Here is a 17513-nt window from a genome sequence, read left to right on the forward strand (position 1 = left end):
CGCCGGCGACGTCCAGATTCCGACCCTTCCCCGACACCCCCCCCACCGTGGTCCCGCCGCAGCACGGCTTCATCCTGACCCGCCATTGGCGCGACACGCCGGCCGGCACCGAGATCGAAATCTGGTTGGCCACCGATGACGGTCCGCGGCGCCTGCGCTTGCCGCCGCAGCCGTGCGTCGCCTTCATTCCCGAGGAACAGCAGCCGCGCGCCGATGCCTTGCTGCGCGGCGAGCCCCAGGTTCAGCTCAAGCCGCTGGCGCTGAAGGACTTCCGGCTGCGTCCCGTCACCGGCGTCTATTGCCGTCAGTACAGGCAACTGCTGCGCATCGAGAAGACGCTGCGGCAGGCCGGCATCGATGTCTACGAGGCCGACATCCGTCCGCCCGAGCGCTATCTGATGGAGCGCTTCATCACCGCGCCGGTGCAGTTCTCCGGGCGGCCGGACGGGGACGGCGCCCTGGTCGACGTGCAGATCCGGCCCGCCGCCAGCTATCGCCCCCAGCTGCGCTGCGTGTCGCTGGATATCGAGACCAGCATGCAGGGCGATCTCTATTCGATCGCGCTGGAAGGCTGCGGCGATCGCACGGTGCTGATGCTCGGTCCGCCGACCGGCAGCGATGCCGGCACGCAGGATTCCCGCGTCGATCCCCGCCTCGATCCCGGCGTCGATTTCCACCTCGAATACTGCGACAACCCGGCCGACATGCTGCACCGGCTGATCGCCTGGTTCGACCGCCACGACCCCGACGCGATCATCGGCTGGAACCTGGTGCAGTTCGACCTGCGCGTGCTGCGCCAGCATGCCGAGCAGTTGAAGGTGCCGCTGCGCCTGGGCCGCGGCGGCGCGCCGCTCGAATGGCGCCAGCACGGCACGCGCGAGCATCACTACTTCGCCGCGCTGCCCGGACGCCTGATCATCGACGGCATCGAGGCGATGCGATCGGCGACCTGGAGCTTCGCCTCGTTCAGCCTGGAATTCGTCGCCCGCTCGCTGCTCGGCGAGGGCAAGGACATCGACGATCCGTACGACCGGATGGATGCGATCGACCGCATGTTCGCCACCGACAAGGCGGCGCTGGCGCGCTACAACCTGAAGGACTGCGAGCTGGTCACGCGCATCTTCCACAAGGCCGAGCTGCTGCAGTTCCTGCTGGACCGCGCCACCGTCACCGGCCTCGAGGCCGATCGCAGCGGCGGCTCGGTGGCGGCCTTCACGCATCTGTATCTGCCGCGCATGCATCGGCTCGGCTATGTCGCGCCGAACCTGGGCGACCAGCCGGAAGAGGCCAGTCCCGGCGGCTTCGTGATGGATTCGCGCCCGGGGCTGTACGACTCGGTGCTGGTGCTCGACTACAAGAGCCTGTATCCGTCGATCATCCGCACCTTCCTGATCGATCCGGTCGGGCTGGTGGAGGGCATGCACAGCGCCGATCCGGCGCAGACCGTGCCGGGCTTTCGCGGCGCGCGCTTCTCGCGCGACAGCCACGCGCTGCCGGCCATCGTCGCCGAGATCTGGCAGGGGCGCGACGCCGCCAAGCGCGACGGCAACAAGCCGCTGTCGCAGGCGCTGAAGATCATCATGAACGCGTTCTACGGCGTGCTGGGCTCGACCGGCTGCCGCTTCTTCGATGCGCGGCTGGCCTCGTCGATCACGATGCGCGGCCACGAGATCATGCGCAGGACGCGCGAGCTGGTCGAGGGGCGCGGCTATACGGTGATCTACGGCGATACCGATTCGACTTTCGTCGCGCTGGGCCGCCGCCACGCCGACGAGGAGGCGGACCGCATCGGGGGCGAGCTGGTCGCGCACATCAACGACTGGTGGCGCGAGCACCTGCGCGACGCCTACGGGCTCGACAGCGCGCTGGAGATCCAGTACGAGACCCACTACCGGCGCTTCCTGATGCCGACCGTGCGCGGCGCCGAGGACGGCAGCAAGAAGCGCTATGCCGGCCTGGTGCGCGGCGCGGACGGCAGCGAGCAGATGGTGTTCAAGGGGCTGGAGGCGGTGCGCACGGACTGGTCGCCGCTGGCGCAGGCCTTTCAGCAGGAGCTGTATCGGCGCGTCTTCCAGGACGAGCCGTATGCGGACTATGTGCGCGAGTACGTCGCCAGGCTGCTGCGCGGCGAGCTCGATGCGCTGCTGGTCTATCGCAAGCGCCTGCGCCGGCAGCTCGACGACTACCAGCGCAATGTGCCGCCGCATGTGCGGGCGGCGCGCGTGGCCGACGACTTCAATCGCGAGCGGGGCCGGCCGCTGCAATACCGGCAGGGCGCGTGGATCCAGTACGTGATGACGATCGCGGGGCCGGAACCGCTGGAGGTCCGCCGGGCCCCGATCGACTACGACCACTACCTGAGCCGGCAGCTGCAGCCGGTCGCCGACGCGATCCTGCCCTTCGTCGGCGACGCCTTCGACAACGTGGTCAGCCGGCAGCTGGGGCTGTTCTAGTCGCCGGCGCGTCCATGGATCGCGTTCCGTGTCGCGTTCAGGTGGGCGTTCAGGCGGGCGTTCAGTTCGCCGCCACCGGAGCGATCGACTCGTGCGGCGTGGCGGTGCGCTGCGCGGCCTTGTGGACCATCGTGTAGGCGTAGTCGATGCCCATGCCGTAGGCGCCCGAATGTTCCTGCGCCAGGCCGATCACGGCGTCGTAGGTGTCGCGGCGCGCCCAGTCGCGTTGCCATTCCAGCGCGACCTGCTGCCAGGTCACCGGCACCACGCCGGCCTGGATCATGCGCTGCATCGCGTAGTCGTGCGCTTCCTTGGTGGTGCCGCCCGAGGCGTCGGCGACCATGTAGATCTCGTAGTCGCCCTCGAGCATCGCGCTCAGCGCGAACGTGGTATTGCAGACCTCGGTCCACAGGCCGGCCACGACCACCTTCCTGCGGCCGTTGGCCTTCAGCGCGTCGCGCACCTTCTGGTCGTCCCACGAATTCATCGAGGTGCGTTCGAGCGTCTTCTGGTTCGGGAACACATCGAGCAGCTCGGGATAGGTGTAGCCCGAAAACGATTCGCTCTCGACCGTGGTGATGATGGTCGGAATCCCGAAGATCTTGGCGGCCTTGGCCAGGCCCACCACATTGTTCTTCATCAACTGGCGGTCCATCGACTGCACGCCGAAGGCCATCTGCGGCTGGTGGTCGATGATGATCAGCTGGCTGTTTTGCGGGGTCAGGACTTCGAGCTTCGGGTTCGACATGGTGGTTCCTTTGGTCAAATTGGTTGAATTCATCGCGGCGCGCTGTGTTGCCGTTTTTTTATCGGTTTATTGCTGCGATGGAGTGAACTATACGGACCAATGGAGTCGCAGAATGGGGCTATTTGCGAAACAGTTATTCAATAATTTTGAATTATAGGGGTGGCCGTTTTTCAGCCCGCTGCGGCCTCGGCATCGTGCGCCGTGCCGACGCGCAGCGTGGCTCCGGGCCATTTCCCCTCGCGCACCAGCGTGCGCGCGACATCGGTCAGCACCACGCGCGCGGCCAGCGCGGCGGGCGACAGCTCATCGTCGTTCAGGCTGACCAGCAGGTTTGGCCGGCTCGCGCGCTCGTCGAGCAGCGGCACGCTGGCGAGCTGGTCGCTGTGGGTGCGGGCCAGCGCCGCGCCGGGCTGGATCGTCGCGCCCAGGCCCCCTTGCACCGCGTCCATCAGCACCGCGAGTCCATCGACCTCGGCGACGATGCGCGGCTGCGCCTTGGCATCGTGGAAGCAGCTCGTCACCAGCGCGCGCAGGCCGTGCGTGCCGCTTGGCAGCACCAGCGGCAGCCCCGCCAGCGATGCCATGGCGACGCCTTCGCCGTCGGGCATGCCGGCGAGCGATCTCACGCCGATCACGAACAGGCGTTCGTCGAGCAGCGGCTGCACGGTCCAGCGTTGCGCCGGCTCGTCATTGAACAGCATCGCCAGATCGATCTGGCGTGCGTTCAGCATCGAGGCGAGATAGCCCGACAGGCTTTCGACCATGCGCAGCCGCACGTCGGGGTAGCGCTCGGCCATCGCGCGCATGAAGGGCAGGCCCAGCACGCTTGCCGTGGTCGGCGCCAGGCCGACGCTGACATGGCCGGACAGCCGCGCATGCCTGGCCGCCTCGGCGGCATCGTCGATATGCCGCAGCGCCAGCTGAGCCTGCCGCCAGAACGCGAGGCCGGCATCGGTGGGCACCACGCCGCTGGAGGTCCGCTGCAGCAGCCGCGTCGACAGCTCGCTCTCGAGGCGGCTGATCTGCTGGCTCAGGGCCGAGGTGACGACGCCCAGTTCGAGCGCCGCCTTGCCCATGCTGCCGTGCTGCACCACGGTGACGAAGTAGCGCAGTTGTCTGAGTTCCATGGCGCGGTCCCTTGCCAGTTCTTGTCGTCTTCGAAGGCTGCATGGTAGCGAAGATGGCTTTGCGCTCCTCGGCTGTGTCGCGCGCCCGGTGTCTGGCCGGTGTGCGTTTTGTCGGCCGCGCACACGCCGAATGCCGCCTCTCGTGAGCGGCAACGCCATCGCGCCCTACGTTCGGGTGATGTGCTTCGGACAATCCTTGAGCAAGATAGCGCCCGTGGGTGCGAATGCAATTCGACCCCGCTACCACTGATGCCCCGCAGCTCCCCGGCTTGCGGGGCTTTTTTTGTTTGCGCCCTGGGCCTGCCCGAACGGGGCGGGGTTTGGGCTCAGCGGGCGCGCAGTACCGCCTCGATCGCCGCGGCGACCTCGCGCAGCGGCGACAGATAGCGCTCGACCAGCGTGGCGGCACTGCGGCTGCCGAGCACCATGCTGAAGCCCAGGCCGGCGACCACCTTGCCGGTCTGGTCGCGCAGCGGCACCGAGATGCCGGCGAAGCCGTCGACCAGCTCGCTGACCAGCACGCAATGGCCGTCCTCGCGCACCTGCGCCAGCGTGGCGCGCAGCGCCTCGCGCGAATCGATGGTGAACGGCGTCAGCTTGCGCAGCTCGGCGTGCGCGAGGTAGCGCTCCAGCGCCGCGTCATCGAGGCCCGCCAGCAGCACGCGTCCGAGCGAATGCGCGTAGGCCGGCATGCGCCGCCCGATCGCCATGTCCACGCGCAGGATCTGGCGCGGCTCTTCCCGCGCGACCAGCACGACGGCGTCGTCGTCCAGCATGCCGATCGAACAGGTCTCGCCGCAGCGGCTCGCGAGCGCGCGCAGATGCGGCTGCGCCAGCCGCGGCAGGCTCATCGAGGCGAAATAGGCGTAGCCGAGCTCCATCACCCGAGGGGTCAACGAGAACTGCCGGCCGTTCTGCGCCAGATAACCGTTGTGGTGAAGCGTCAACAGCAGCCGGCGCGCCGCTGCCCGCGTGACATCGAGGCGGTCGGCCACGTCCTGCATCGACAGGCTCTCGACGCCGCTGGCGAACAGCCGCAGCAGCGCCAGCCCCTTGTTCAGGGAGTCGAGCAACTCATCCTTTTTCTGCGTCGGGGCCTCGGCTTCGGGCATGGAGAGCGTCCTGGATCGAGCGTTGAAGTGACGTGAAATATACGTCGAAATGGAATTGCGGCGATTCTAGTGCCGACTTCGGGCTTGCGCGAATCGGCCAGTCGTCCGTATGATACGGCGATCCGCGAACAAATGTTCGCAAAACGCGAACCGCAATATTCCGCCGACAAGCGCGCTCCGATGCCGGGCGCCGACGGCGACAGCGGCGCCCCGCGCGCCGCAGCATCAGGAGACAGCATGAAGGTGATCACCGCAGACCAGGCGGCGGCCCTGGTACAGGACCGATGGACGGTGGCAAGCGCCGGCTTCGTCGGGGCCGGCCATGCCGAGGCGGTGACCGAGGCGCTGGAGCGGCGCTTCCTGCAGAGCGGCCTGCCGCGCGACCTGACGCTGGTCTACTCGGCCGGGCAGGGCGATCGCGGCGCACGCGGCGTCAATCATTTCGGCAATGCCGGCATGACCGCGTCGATCGTCGGCGGCCACTGGCGCTCCGCGACGCGGCTGGCGGATCTGGCAATGGCCGAGCAGTGCGAGGGCTACAACCTGCCGCAGGGCGTGCTGACGCACCTGTACCGCGCGATCGCCGGCGGCAAGCCCGGCGTGATGACAAAAATCGGCCTGCACACCTTCGTCGATCCGCGCAGCGAGCGCGATCCGCGCTACCACGGCGGCGCCGTCAACCGGCGCGCCCGCGAGGCGATCGCCGAGGGCCGCGCCAACTGGGTCGAGGCGGTGTCCTTCCGCGGCGACGACTACCTGTTCTATCCAAGCTTCCCGATCCATTGCGCGCTGATCCGCTGCACCGCGGCCGATCCGCGCGGCAACCTGAGCACGCATCGCGAAGCCTTCCACCACGAGCTGCTGGCGATGGCGCAGGCCGCGCACAACTCCGGCGGCATCGTGATCGCGCAGGTCGAGCAGCTGGTCGACCATCACGACAATCTGCAGGCCATCCATGTGCCGGGCATCCTGGTCGACTACGTGGTGGTCAGCGAGGATCCGGCCCATCATCAGATGACCTTCGCCGAGCGCTTCAATCCGGCCTACGTGACGCCGTGGCGCGGCAAGGCGGCGGCGCAGCAGGCGGCGACTGCCGAGGCCGGTGCGGTTGCCAAAGCCGGCGTCGCGCCCGATGCCGATGTTGTGCCCGATGCCGATGTTGTGCCCGACATCGATCCCGCGCCCCCAACACTCGACGCCCGCACCATCGCGCAGCGCCGTGCGGTGCTGGAGCTGGCCAGGCGCCGGCCGCGCGTGGTCAATCTAGGCGTCGGCATGCCGGCGGCGGTCGGCATGCTGGCCGAGCAGGCGGGGCTGGACGGCTTCACGCTGACGGTCGAGGCCGGCCCGATCGGCGGCACGCCGGCCGACGGCCTGAGCTTCGGCGCGTCGGCCTATCCCGAGGCGGTGATCGACCAGCCCGCGCAATTCGATTTCTACGAGGGCGGCGGCATCGACCTGGCCATCCTTGGTCTCGCCGAGCTCGACGGCCACGGCAACGTCAACGTCAGCAAGTTCGGCGAGGGCACGCAGGCGCTGATCGCCGGCGTCGGCGGCTTCATCAACATCACGCAGAGCGCCAAGGCGGTGGTCTTCATGGGCACGCTGACGGCGGGCGGGCTCGAGGTCCGCGCCGAAGGCGGCCAGCTGCAGATCGCGCGCGAGGGACGCGTGAAGAAGATCGTTCCCGAGGTCTCGCACCTGAGCTTCAACGGGCCGTACGTGGCCTCGCTGGGCGTGCCGGTGCTGTACATCACCGAGCGAGCGGTGTTCGAGATGCGAGCCGATGCGAATGGCGAAGCGCGCCTGACGCTGATCGAGATCGCGCCCGGCGTGGACCTGCAGCGCGATGTGCTGGCGCAGTGCGCGACGCCGATCGCGGTCGCGCCGGATCTGCGCACGATGGATGCCTGCCTGTTCCGGCCGGGGCCGTTCTCGATCGCCACGGCGGGCTGACGCGGGCCGGCGCGGCCGACGCGGGCCGAGGCGAGCCGACACCCGCCGACGCCCGATGCTCGCCGGCAGCCCGAAGATTTCGCGGGGCGGAGCACCGCCCGCCCTTCCTCCACAACAACGACAAGGCCGGACCACCGGCCACGCAGTACGCCAAGGAGACCAACCACGCCTTGTTTCGACTGGAAATGACGGGATCGATTTGCGCTCCACGGGCCATGGACTGCCCCGCGAGTCGCCGAGAGTTGCCTGTTTCGCCGGCGCGCCCGACGCGGACCGCGCCGATTTCGGATGACGTTTCTCTTGTTGCCATGCAGAACACAAGCCGCCGTACCTTCGCGCGCCGCCTCGGCGCCGCCATGCTGACCCTTTCCCTGCCGCTGTGCGCCACCCAGGCGTTCGCCGACAGCTATCCCTCCAAGCCGATCCGGCTGGTGGTGCCGTTCCCGCCGGGCGGCCCGACCGATACCGCCGCGCGCATCATCGGGCAGAAGCTCAGCGATTCGCTGAAGCAGCCCGTGGTGGTCGACAACCGCCCCGGCGCCTCCGGCACCATCGGCGCCGAGACCGTGGCCAAGAGCGCACCGGACGGCTACACGCTGCTGGTGCTGGCCACGCCCACGCTGATCGCGCCGCACCTGATCAACCGCAAGGGCTACGACCTGTTCAAGGACTTCGCGCCCATCGGCGCCGCCTACGATCTGCCGATCGTGATGGTGGTCAATCCGAACGCGCTGCCCGACGTGACCACGCTGCAGCAGTACATCGCCAAGGCCAAGGCCAAGCCGGGCGAGATGAACTACACCAGCGCCGGCAACGGCAGCTTCGGCCATCTGTCGACCGAGCTGCTGCAGAACCTGGGCAGCTTCGACGTGCAGCACGTGCCGTACAAGGGCAGCGCGCCGGCGATCTCGGATCTGCTCGCCGGCCAGGTGCCGATGATGTTCTCCGACATGATCGCCGCGCTGCCGCACATCAAGGCCGGCAAGCTGCGTCCGATCGCGGTGGGCTCGGCCAAGCGCGTCAGCTTCACGCCCGAGGTCAAGACCGTGGCCGAGCAGGGCTTCCCGGGCTTCGAGGCGACCGCCTGGGGCGGCCTGCTGGCGCCGGCCGGCACGCCGAAGGACATCATCGCGAAGCTGTCGGCCGAGCTGAAGGCCGCGCTGGCCGATCCGACCGTCCAGCAGAAGATGCTGGGCGCGGGCACGGTGGCGGCCTATATGCCGCCGGAACAGTTGGCCGCACGCATGCGCGCCGACGACAAGAAGTGGGGCAAGGTCATCCAGGACAACGGCATCAAGGGCGACTGATACGCCCGCGCCCGTCATGGGCGCACCGTGGCTTGCCTTCTTAGCGGGGTAGGGTGAGGGCTGGCGATCGTATGGTCGCCGGCCCTTGCTCTTTGTGGCGGGCGTCGGTGGCTGCCGTAGATGTCGGCGCTCGACGACTGCGCTGGATGACTGCGGTCGGTGGCTCCGCTCGATGGCCGCCGTCGAACGCGGCCCGCTCGGGTGCGCCTACTGCCGTGCCGGCGAAGTCGCCAGCGCCTCGCCGCGCGCGAGAAAGCGCCGGTATTCCTCGGGGGGAACGAACAGCCCGCCGGTGGTCCAGACCAGATGCGTGGCGGTGGGCATCGCCTCCGTCAAGCCATGGCGGGCCAGATAGGCCTGCCCGGCCTCGGTGCCCGTCAGCATCGCGGGGCCGCTGAAGCCGGCGGCCGCCGACGGTTCGATCTCGATGCCGGCATCCCGCTTGGCCAGATACAGGTCGCGGAACAGCTGTTCGTCCGCCACGGTATAGACCCCCGACAGCAGTTCGCGCATCGCCGCCGCGGCCAGCTCGGAGGCGCGCGGCACAGCCAGGCCGTCGGCCTCGGTGCGATTGCTGAGCCCGTAGTCGTAGACCGAAGGATTGCCGCCGGCGCCGTTGACCTCGGCGCCGATCATCTGCACCAGGAAGCAGGGCGACTGCGTCGGCTCGGCGAAGAAGCAATGCGCGTGCGGCCCGTACAGCTGCTTCAGGCCGAAGGCGATGCCGGCCGGCGCGCCGCCGACCCCGCAAGGCAGATAGACGAACAACGGACGCTTCGCGTCGGGCGCGATGCCGTGCTCGCGCAACTGCGCGTCGAGCCGCAACACCGCGGCGCTGTAGCCGAGCAGCAGCGACAGCGACCGCTCGTCGTCGACGAAATGGCAGAAGGGGTCCTGCTGCGCTTGGGCACGGCCGGCGGCCACCGCCTGCTGGTAGTCGCCCGCGTGCTCGATCACCTCGACGCCGCGCGAGCGCAGCCGGTCCTTCTTCCACGCCTTGGCGTCGGCCGACATGTGCACCACCGCGCGAAAGCCCAGCGCAGACGCCATCACGCCGATGCTCAGGCCCAGATTGCCGGTCGAGCCCACCGCGACCTGGTAGCGAGAGAAGACCGCGCGCGCCGTCGGTTCGGCCAGCCGGCGATAGTCGTCGGGGCTCGCATCCTTGGTGACCAGTCCGTGTTGCAGCGCCAGTCCTTCGGCGAATTCCAGCACCTCGTGGATGCCGCCGCGGGCCTTGATCGAACCGGCCACCGGCAGGCTGTGATCGGCCTTGATCCACAGCGCGCCGCTGCCGGAAGGCAAGCCAATGGCGGGCGCCAGCGCGGCGGCCGGCAGCACCGGCGATTCGATGGCGCCGGCGCTGTCCGCCAGCTCCGGAAACAGCCGCTGCAGCAGCGGGGCGAAACGCGGGAAGCGGGCGTGGGCTGCATGGACATCAGCTAGACTAATGTCCTTCTCGCCCGTGCGGACTGCCGCCGGGGTTTGCGGCGCCAGCAGCGGGTTGGTCCACAGGCAGGGCCGGGCCGCGCCGAGCGCCGCCAGCAGCGCGGCATCGGCCGCGGGAGCCGCCGCGCTTGCCGCCGGGGCGGAACCGGTGTTTTCGGGCGGGGAAAACGTCGAGTTGGGGCTGGAGTTGTTCACTTCGGTCATCGGTGCGGGAGCGCGGCTGCTGTGCGGTTGTAAAACAGTTGGCGTCGTTCTTCGGGTGTCAGGCAGGCCGACCTTGCGCGGGCGCTTTTCCCGCATTGTTCGCGCAACCACCGATTCCGGCAAACCATTCCTGCTGCGCCATGCATTAGCTGCACTAATGACAACGATGACCACGACGCTCTCCGCCTCCCTCCTTGCCTGGCTGCGCTGCTTCGAGGCGGCGGCGCGCCACCACAGCTTCACCCGTGCCGCCGGCGAGCTGTGCGTGACCCAGGGCGCGGTCAGTCAGCAGGTCAAGCACCTGGAGCAATGGCTGGGACGCCCGCTGTTCGTGCGCACACCGCGCGCGCTGGTGCCGACGCCCGAGGGCGAGCGGCTGCGCGTGGTGCTGCGCGATTCCTTCGAAGCGATCGAAGGCGCGCTGGGCCAGTTGCGCCGCCGCGGCGAGATGGGGCCGGTGTCACTGTCCTGTTCCCCCTCGTTCGCGATGCGCTGGCTGACGCCGCGGCTGGGCAGCTTCTTCCGCGACCATGCCGATATCGGCCTGCGCGTGCAGGGCGAATTCCAGGCGCTGGACCGCGGCCGGATGCTGCGCGAGGGCATCGACGCGGCGGTGCGCTTCGATCCGGGTGCCTACCGCGACGTGCACGCGCGGCGCTTCCTCGACGAATGGCTGCTGCCGGTGGCCAGCCCCGCCTTCGTCGCCGCGCATCCGGAGCTGCGTTCGCCGGCCGACCTGCGCGGCGAGCTGCTGCTGCACGACGCCAGCCCCTGGGACGGCGCCGGAGAATTCGACGAATGGGGCGCGTGGCTGGAGCAGGCCGGCGTCACGGTGCCGGACCTGGCGCAGGGCCAGCGCTTCAACCTGTCGCAGCTGGCGATCGGCGCGGCGCTGGCGGGGCAGGGCGTCGCGATGGGGCGGACCGCGCTGGTGCTGGAAGACCTGCAGGCCGGCCGGCTGGTCGACCTGTTCGGCCTGCATCTGCCCAGCCAGGCCGCCTACTACTTCGTCTCGGCTCACGGCCAGAGCCCGGAGGTGGCTGCCATCGAAAGCTGGCTGGAGGCCGAGGGGGCGCGCTTTCGCGCGGCACGGACGCTGTGGCTGACGCGGGCCGCCGCGCCGGGCAAGAGGCGCCGGCCACCGCCGCGGCGCCCCCGATAGCTTGCCGAGGCCAGGGAGCGCCCGTACCACACTCCCGAGCGCCGCACTACCCCGCACCTGCCCGCTGTTGTAGAATCTAAGTCTTTGATTCTGTAGCGCTATTGATCGGCTTGCCAGATGTTGCCGATCTCGACGCGGCAGGGGCCTCGAAATCGGCGCCGGAATGCGGTGCCGACCCCACAGCCCCACTCCGCCCTTGCCGCCCAGGCCAAGTGCTGCGCGGCTTCCGCCAGTTCCATTGCGTTCGATCGATGCGTGTCCGCTGGCGCCGGGTTCGCCTTCGCCAGACACCCATACCATGACCACCACCACGAACACGAACACCACTGCTGTACCGACTTCCACCGACGACATCACCTTCGACAGCTTCGGGCTCGACCCGCGCGTGCTGCGGGCGCTGACCGAGCAGGGCTATACCAAGCCGACGCCGATCCAGGCGCAGGCGATCCCGGTGGTGCTGCTGGGCAAGGACGTGATGGGCGCGGCGCAGACCGGCACCGGCAAGACCGCGGGCTTCGCGCTGCCGATCATCCAGCGCCTGCTGCCGCTGGCCAACGCCAGCGCCTCGCCGGCGCGGCACCCGGTGCGCGCGCTGATGCTGACGCCGACGCGCGAACTGGCCGACCAGGTCTACGACAACGTGGCCCGCTATGCGCGCCACACCGACCTGCGCAGCACCGTGGTGTTCGGCGGCGTCGACATGAATCCGCAGACCGACGCGCTGCGGCGCGGCGTCGAGATCCTGGTCGCGACCCCGGGCCGCCTGCTCGACCACGTGCAGCAGAAGTCGGTCAACCTGTCGCAGGTGCAGATGCTGGTGCTGGACGAAGCCGACCGCATGCTCGACATGGGCTTCCTGCCGGACCTGCAGCGCATCATCAACCTGCTGCCGGCCAAGCGCCAGACGCTGCTGTTCTCCGCGACCTTCTCGCCCGAGATCAAGAAGCTGGCGGCCAGCTATCTGCACCAGCCGGTGACGATCGAAGTGGCGCGCAGCAATTCGGCCAACGAGAACGTGCGCCAGACCGTGTACCAGGTGCAGGACGGCCAGAAACAGGAGGCCGTGGTGCATCTGCTGAAGCAGCGCGCCGAACAGGGCCTGTCGCGCCAGTGCATCGTCTTCGTCAACAGCAAGATCGGCTGCTCGCGCCTGGCGCGCCATCTGGAGCGCGAGGGCATCAATGCCGCCGCGATCCACGGCGACAAGACCCAGACCGAGCGGATGCAGACGCTGGAAGGCTTCAAGCAGGGCAACATCGACGCGCTCGTTGCGACCGACGTCGCCGCGCGCGGCCTCGACATCGCCGACATGCCCTGCGTGATCAACTTCGATCTGCCGTTCAACGCCGAGGACTATGTGCACCGGATCGGCCGTACCGGCCGTGCGGGTGCCACCGGCGACGCGCTGTCGATCTTCGTGCCGGGCGACGAGCGCCTGCTGGCCGATATCGAGAAGATGCTGAAGCGGCAGATTCCGCGGGCGCAGCTCGAGGGCTTCGATCCGGCGGCTGCGCGCTTCCGTGCCGCCGATGACGACCGCCGCCGCGGCCGCTCGAGCGAACCGCGCCGCCCGCGCGCCGACAGCGAGGACCGTCCGCGCAAGACCGATCACGGCAATGCGCGCAACGCCTTCCGGCCGGCCGACGATCCCTTCTTCTCGCGGCCCTACGAGCCTAGCCCGAGCGCATCGTCGGCGCCTGCAGAGCCGACGCTCGATCCGCGCCAGGTCGGCCTGGCACGCGCCCGGCCGAAGCGCCCCGTCGCCGCGCTGCTCGGCGGCGTGCCGCGCAAGTCCTGAATCCTGCTCGCCTTCCGGGCGCTTCCCGGCGAAGCGTTTCGTCACGACGCGCCGCCTGACGACGGCGCGGTTCCCTAACTGGCCGCCGGTGTCACCCACCTCGCGGCCCACTGCGCCGTCGCCTCGGCCAGCCAGCCCTCCACATCGGTGCGGCCGCTGCGCAAGTCCAGATGCGCGCCGGCCGCGCGCAGCGCGTCCAGCGGCGCGAGCGCGTCGACCGCTTCGGCGCCGGTCTGCTTGCTCAGTTTCTCCCCGATCTCGTTGACCACCACCGGCACATGCAGATAGGCCGGCGTCGGCAACCCCAGCAGCCGCTGCAGATGAATCTGCCGCGGCGTCGAATCCAGCAGGTCGGCGCCGCGCACGATATGCGTGATGCCCTGCAGCCCGTCGTCGACCACCACCGCCAGTTGATACGCCCATAGGCCATCGGCCCGGCGCAGCACGAAGTCGCCCAGCTCGGTGGCCAGGTCCTGGCATTGCCGGCCCTGCCAGCGATCGTCGAAACACAGCAGCGCCGCCTCGCCGTCCGGCACGCGCACGCGCCAGGCGCGCGGCAGCTTGCCGTGCAGGCCGTTGCGGCAGGTGCCGGGATAGGCCAGGGTCTGATGGCGCTCGCGCACGTGCCGCAGCGAGTCGGCGATCTCCTTGCGCGAGCAGCCGCAGGGATAGACCAGCCCGGCCGCCTCGAGCCGGTGCAGCGCGTCGGCGTACAGCGCCTCCCGCCGGCTCTGCCAGACCGGCTCCTCGTCCGGATGCAGGCCCAGGCGGTCGAGCGTCTGCAGGATCTGGCGGTCGGCGTCGCGCACGCAGCGGGGATAGTCGATGTCCTCGATGCGCACCAGCCACCGGCCGCGATGGGCGCGCGCGTCGAGCCAGCTTGCCAGCGCGGTGACCAACGAGCCCAGATGCAGCGGCCCGGTGGGGGAGGGGGCGAAGCGGCCGCGGTAGGGTGGATCTGACGGCCGGCCATCTCGCGGCCGGCTATCCGGCAACTGACGGTCGGACGGCGGAAGATCGGACGGCTGAAGATCGGACGACCGACGGCCGGCGGGCCGGGGTTCTGACGGCCGACGATCCGATGGCTGATCGGTCTGCCCCGGTACTGCTGTCATGTCCGGCTACTCCGGCGCGCCCGGTTGTTGCGACAGCAGCGCCTGCGCCAGCCGGGGATTCTGCAGCTTGTCGGTCCACCATTGCAGCGCCTTGCCGCGATGGCTGGTGCGCCAGGCGATGGTGAAGGTGCCCGGCGCGCGCACCTCGACGGTCTCGCGTACCTGCAGCACGCCGCTCTCGATATGCGGCTGCGCCATCGGCGCCGGCAGCCAGCCGCAGCCCAGGCCGCGGATCTGCGCATCGAGCTTGTCGCGCATGGTCGGCACCACCAGCATGTCCTGCCCGGCCAGCACGCCATGCGTGCGCGCCGGCAGATTGCGCGAGGTGTCGCCGACCGCGACGATGCGGTGGCGGGCAATCTGCGTGCTGGTCAGCGGGCCGGGCTCGGTGGCGAGCGGATGGTGAGCGGCGACCGCGAACACGAACGGCATCGCGCCGAGCGAGCGGATCTGGAAGCCCTGCGTGCTGGGCGCGTCGTAGGCGCCGCCGATCACCAGGTCGGCGCGGTTGCTGACCAGCGCGTCCCAGGAGCCGCCCAGCACCTCCTTGGCGAAGCGCAGCCGCGTGGCGCTGTTCTCCGCGTAGAAGTCCTGGATCACCGGCAGCAGCGCGCGGAAATTGATCAGGTCGTCGACCACGATATTGAGGCTGGCCTCCCAGCCGGTGGCCAGGCGCTTGACCCGGCGCGCCAGGTCGTCGGCCGCGTGCAGCAGGTGGCGGCCCTCGTCGAGCAGCGCGCGGCCGGCCGGGGTCAGCTCGGCACGGTGGCGGCGCCGATCGAACAGCAGCACGTCGAGGTCTTCCTCCAGCCGGCGCACCACATAGGTGAGCGCCGACGGCACCTTGCCCATTTCATGCGCGGCGGCCGCGAAGCTGCCCTTGCGTTCGATCGCGTCGAGAACTTCCAGGGATTCGAGAGAGAGTGGCATATTCAGAAATTCTGAATGAGTGCTTGCAAATGGCCCGCCGCCAATATAGCGCAGGCGTCCTAAACTTCCTAGCATCGTTGCAGAACAGACGGTCCATATGCAAGTCCGGGAGGATGAAGCCGAGGACCACTAGCCAGGAAGGACATCAAAATGATTGAAATTCGCAAGTCCGCAGAACGTGGTTATGCCGACCATGGTTGGCTCCAGTCGTATCACAGCTTCTCGTTCGCCGATTACTTCGATCCGCGCCATGTGCAGTTCGGGCCGCTGCGGGTCATCAACGAAGACCGCGTCGCGCCCGGCATGGGCTTCGGCACGCACGGCCACCGGGACATGGAGATCATCAGCTATGTGCTGTCCGGCGAACTGGCGCACAAGGACAGCATCGGCAACGGCAGCGTGATCCGCCCCGGCGACGTGCAGCGGATGAGCGCCGGCACCGGCGTGCGGCACTCCGAGTACAACCACGCGGCGCACGACACCACGCATTTCCTGCAGATCTGGATCGTGCCGGACCGCAACGGCATCGAGCCGGGCTACGAGGAGAAGCATTTCGACGCTGCCGACAAGCGCGGCCGGCTGCGCCTGGTCGGCAGCCGCGACGGGGCCGACGGCTCGGTGCGGATCCATCAGGACGTGCGTCTCTACGCCGGCCTGTTCGATGGCGACGAGGCCGCCACGCTGGCGCTGGCCCGGGGACGGCGCGCCTATGTGCATGTCGCCCGCGGCGCCATCACGGTCAACGGCCAGGCGCTGGAGGCCGGCGATGCCGCGAAGCTCGAAGGCGTCGATGCGGTCAGCCTGGCGCAAGGCGATGGCGCCGAGGTGCTGGTGTTCGACCTGCCGTGACATGCAAGGCGTCGTCCCCGCGAAAGCGGGGACCCGCTGACTCATCCCTGTGCCGTCAGGCCGCCGCGCGCCCGCATGCGCGGGGGCGGCGGGATGACGGCAGGCAGATGTAACGCAAAGTCCCGCCCGGCAGGGCAGGCGGAAGCGCTGTGCTATCTTCTCGCTATAGATAAGCGCCCGGACCGGCACATGGTCCGGGACGCCCCGGCAGCTCGCCTCGCCGCCTATTTTCGACCCGAGATGACCTTCGTTTCCGTCCTTCTTGCGCTGATCGCCGAGCAGTTCCGCGCCCTGGGCCGCAACAATCCCATTCACGAAATGGTGCGCGCGCTCGCCGAACGGGCCGAGCGCGCCTTCGACACCGGCCGGCCGCGCGACGCGGCGCTGGCGTGGATGACGGTGGCGCTGCCGCTGACCCTGGCGGCGCTCGTAGTCCATCACTTGCTGGCCACCATCAGCGTGGCGCTGACGCTCGCCTGGAACGTCCTGCTGCTGTACCTGACGCTGGGCTTCCGCCAGTTCAGCCACTACTTCACCGATATCCACGACGCGCTCAATCGCGACGATCCGGCCACCGCCCGCGCGCTGCTGCACGAGTGGACCGGGCTCGATACCGTCGACATGCCGATCAGCGAGATCGTGCGCCACACGCTCGAGGCGGCCATCGTCGCCGTGCACCGGCATGTGTTCGGGGTGTTCTTCTGGTTCCTGCTGCCGATCGGCCCCGCCGGCGTGGTGCTGTACCGCGTCGCCGAATACCTGTCGCGGCAGTGGAACCTGCCGTCGTCCGAGCGCAGCCCGGCCTTCGGCCGCTTCGCGGCGCGCGCCTTCCATCTGATGGACTGGATCCCGTCGCGGCTGACGGCGATCGGCTTTGCGATCGTCGGCAACTTCGAGGACGCCGTCTACGCCTGGCGCAACCATGCGCGCAAGTGGCGCGACGAGACCAACGGCATCCTGCTGGCCAGCGGGGGCGGCGCGCTCGGCGTGCGGCTCGGCACGCCGCTGCCCGAGGACGACACCAGCGTGGTGCTGGCCAGCCCCGGCACCGGCGCCGCGTTCGACTATGCGCCCGGCATGGAGGACGACGGCGTGCCCGAGCCGGCCGCGCCCGAACTTGGCGCCGATCCCGGCGTGCGGGCGCTGCAGTCGGCGGTCGGGCTGGTCTGGCGCGCGGTGGTGCTGTGGATGCTGCTGCTGGCGATGCTGTCGCTGGCGAGCTGGGTCGGCTGAGGGTCGGCAGCCAGAGCAGTCGGCCCATGCCCGGGCCGCGGTTCAGTGTCCCGGTTCATGGCTGCGGATA

At 69.3% G+C, this 17513-nt stretch carries 13 protein-coding genes; 7 read left to right on the top strand and 6 right to left on the bottom strand.

What is annotated here, in order from left to right:
* The first annotated feature begins 47 nt into the window (after window positions 1–47).
* Complete coding sequence (locus tag K7G19_RS12255; RefSeq protein WP_226107468.1) at window positions 48–2453, top strand: DNA polymerase II; 2406 nt, start codon at window positions 48–50, stop codon at window positions 2451–2453.
* A 61-nt stretch (window positions 2454–2514) separates the two neighbouring features.
* Here the strand turns inward: K7G19_RS12255 and K7G19_RS12260 are convergent, their stop codons facing one another.
* The 3 genes from K7G19_RS12260 to K7G19_RS12270 all read right to left on the bottom strand — a co-directional run bounded on the left by K7G19_RS12260 (window position 2515) and on the right by K7G19_RS12270 (window position 5440).
* Complete coding sequence (locus tag K7G19_RS12260) at window positions 2515–3201, bottom strand: hydrolase (protein ID WP_226107470.1); 687 nt, start codon at window positions 3199–3201, stop codon at window positions 2515–2517.
* 170 nt (window positions 3202–3371) lie between these two features.
* Window positions 3372–4328, bottom strand: a complete 957-nt coding sequence (locus K7G19_RS12265) for a LysR family transcriptional regulator (protein WP_226107472.1) — start codon at window positions 4326–4328, stop codon at window positions 3372–3374.
* A gap of 326 nt (window positions 4329–4654) precedes the next feature.
* Window positions 4655–5440, bottom strand: coding sequence for an IclR family transcriptional regulator C-terminal domain-containing protein (locus tag K7G19_RS12270; RefSeq protein ID WP_149316955.1), 786 nt, complete (start codon window positions 5438–5440; stop codon window positions 4655–4657).
* Between the two features lie 237 nt (window positions 5441–5677).
* Between K7G19_RS12270 and K7G19_RS12275 the strand changes: the two genes are divergently transcribed.
* Together K7G19_RS12275 and K7G19_RS12280 are read left to right on the top strand one after the other, a co-directional pair.
* Window positions 5678–7396, top strand: coding sequence for an acyl CoA:acetate/3-ketoacid CoA transferase (locus K7G19_RS12275; protein WP_226107474.1), 1719 nt, complete (start codon window positions 5678–5680; stop codon window positions 7394–7396).
* 308 nt (window positions 7397–7704) lie between these two features.
* Window positions 7705–8703: a tripartite tricarboxylate transporter substrate binding protein gene (locus K7G19_RS12280; RefSeq protein WP_149316957.1), complete on the top strand. Its 999-nt coding sequence runs from the start codon at window positions 7705–7707 to the stop codon at window positions 8701–8703.
* Window positions 8704–8910: 207 nt separating this feature from the next.
* Here K7G19_RS12280 and K7G19_RS12285 read toward each other — a convergent pair whose 3' ends face one another.
* On the bottom strand, window positions 8911–10356 hold the full coding sequence (locus K7G19_RS12285; protein WP_226107476.1) for a D-serine ammonia-lyase: 1446 nt from the start codon (window positions 10354–10356) through the stop codon (window positions 8911–8913).
* Window positions 10357–10522: 166 nt separating this feature from the next.
* Between K7G19_RS12285 and K7G19_RS12290 the strand changes: the two genes are divergently transcribed.
* Both K7G19_RS12290 and K7G19_RS12295 read left to right on the top strand, forming a co-directional pair.
* A complete protein-coding gene (locus tag K7G19_RS12290; protein ID WP_226107478.1) occupies window positions 10523–11518 on the top strand; it encodes a LysR substrate-binding domain-containing protein in 996 nt (331 codons plus the stop codon).
* Window positions 11519–11816: 298 nt separating this feature from the next.
* Window positions 11817–13316 carry a DEAD/DEAH box helicase gene (locus tag K7G19_RS12295; protein WP_149316959.1) on the top strand — a complete coding sequence of 500 codons (1500 nt, stop codon included), beginning with the start codon at window positions 11817–11819 and terminating at the stop codon, window positions 13314–13316.
* A gap of 74 nt (window positions 13317–13390) precedes the next feature.
* Here the strand turns inward: K7G19_RS12295 and gluQRS are convergent, their stop codons facing one another.
* Both gluQRS and K7G19_RS12305 read right to left on the bottom strand, forming a co-directional pair.
* Window positions 13391–14311, bottom strand: coding sequence for a tRNA glutamyl-Q(34) synthetase GluQRS (gene gluQRS, locus K7G19_RS12300; protein WP_226107480.1), 921 nt, complete (start codon window positions 14309–14311; stop codon window positions 13391–13393).
* A 126-nt stretch (window positions 14312–14437) separates the two neighbouring features.
* Entirely contained in the window at window positions 14438–15361 is a 924-nt protein-coding gene (locus tag K7G19_RS12305) for a LysR family transcriptional regulator (RefSeq protein WP_149316961.1), read from the bottom strand.
* A gap of 150 nt (window positions 15362–15511) precedes the next feature.
* Between K7G19_RS12305 and K7G19_RS12310 the strand changes: the two genes are divergently transcribed.
* Window positions 15512–16210: a pirin family protein gene (locus tag K7G19_RS12310; RefSeq protein WP_149316962.1), complete on the top strand. Its 699-nt coding sequence runs from the start codon at window positions 15512–15514 to the stop codon at window positions 16208–16210.
* A gap of 240 nt (window positions 16211–16450) precedes the next feature.
* Window positions 16451–17443, top strand: a complete 993-nt coding sequence (locus K7G19_RS12315) for a CobD/CbiB family protein (RefSeq protein WP_149316963.1) — start codon at window positions 16451–16453, stop codon at window positions 17441–17443.
* Window positions 17444–17513 lie beyond the last annotated feature (70 nt).

The sequence above is a fragment of the Cupriavidus sp. DB3 genome (assembly GCF_020418465.1).
Classification (GTDB): domain Bacteria; phylum Pseudomonadota; class Gammaproteobacteria; order Burkholderiales; family Burkholderiaceae; genus Cupriavidus; species Cupriavidus cauae.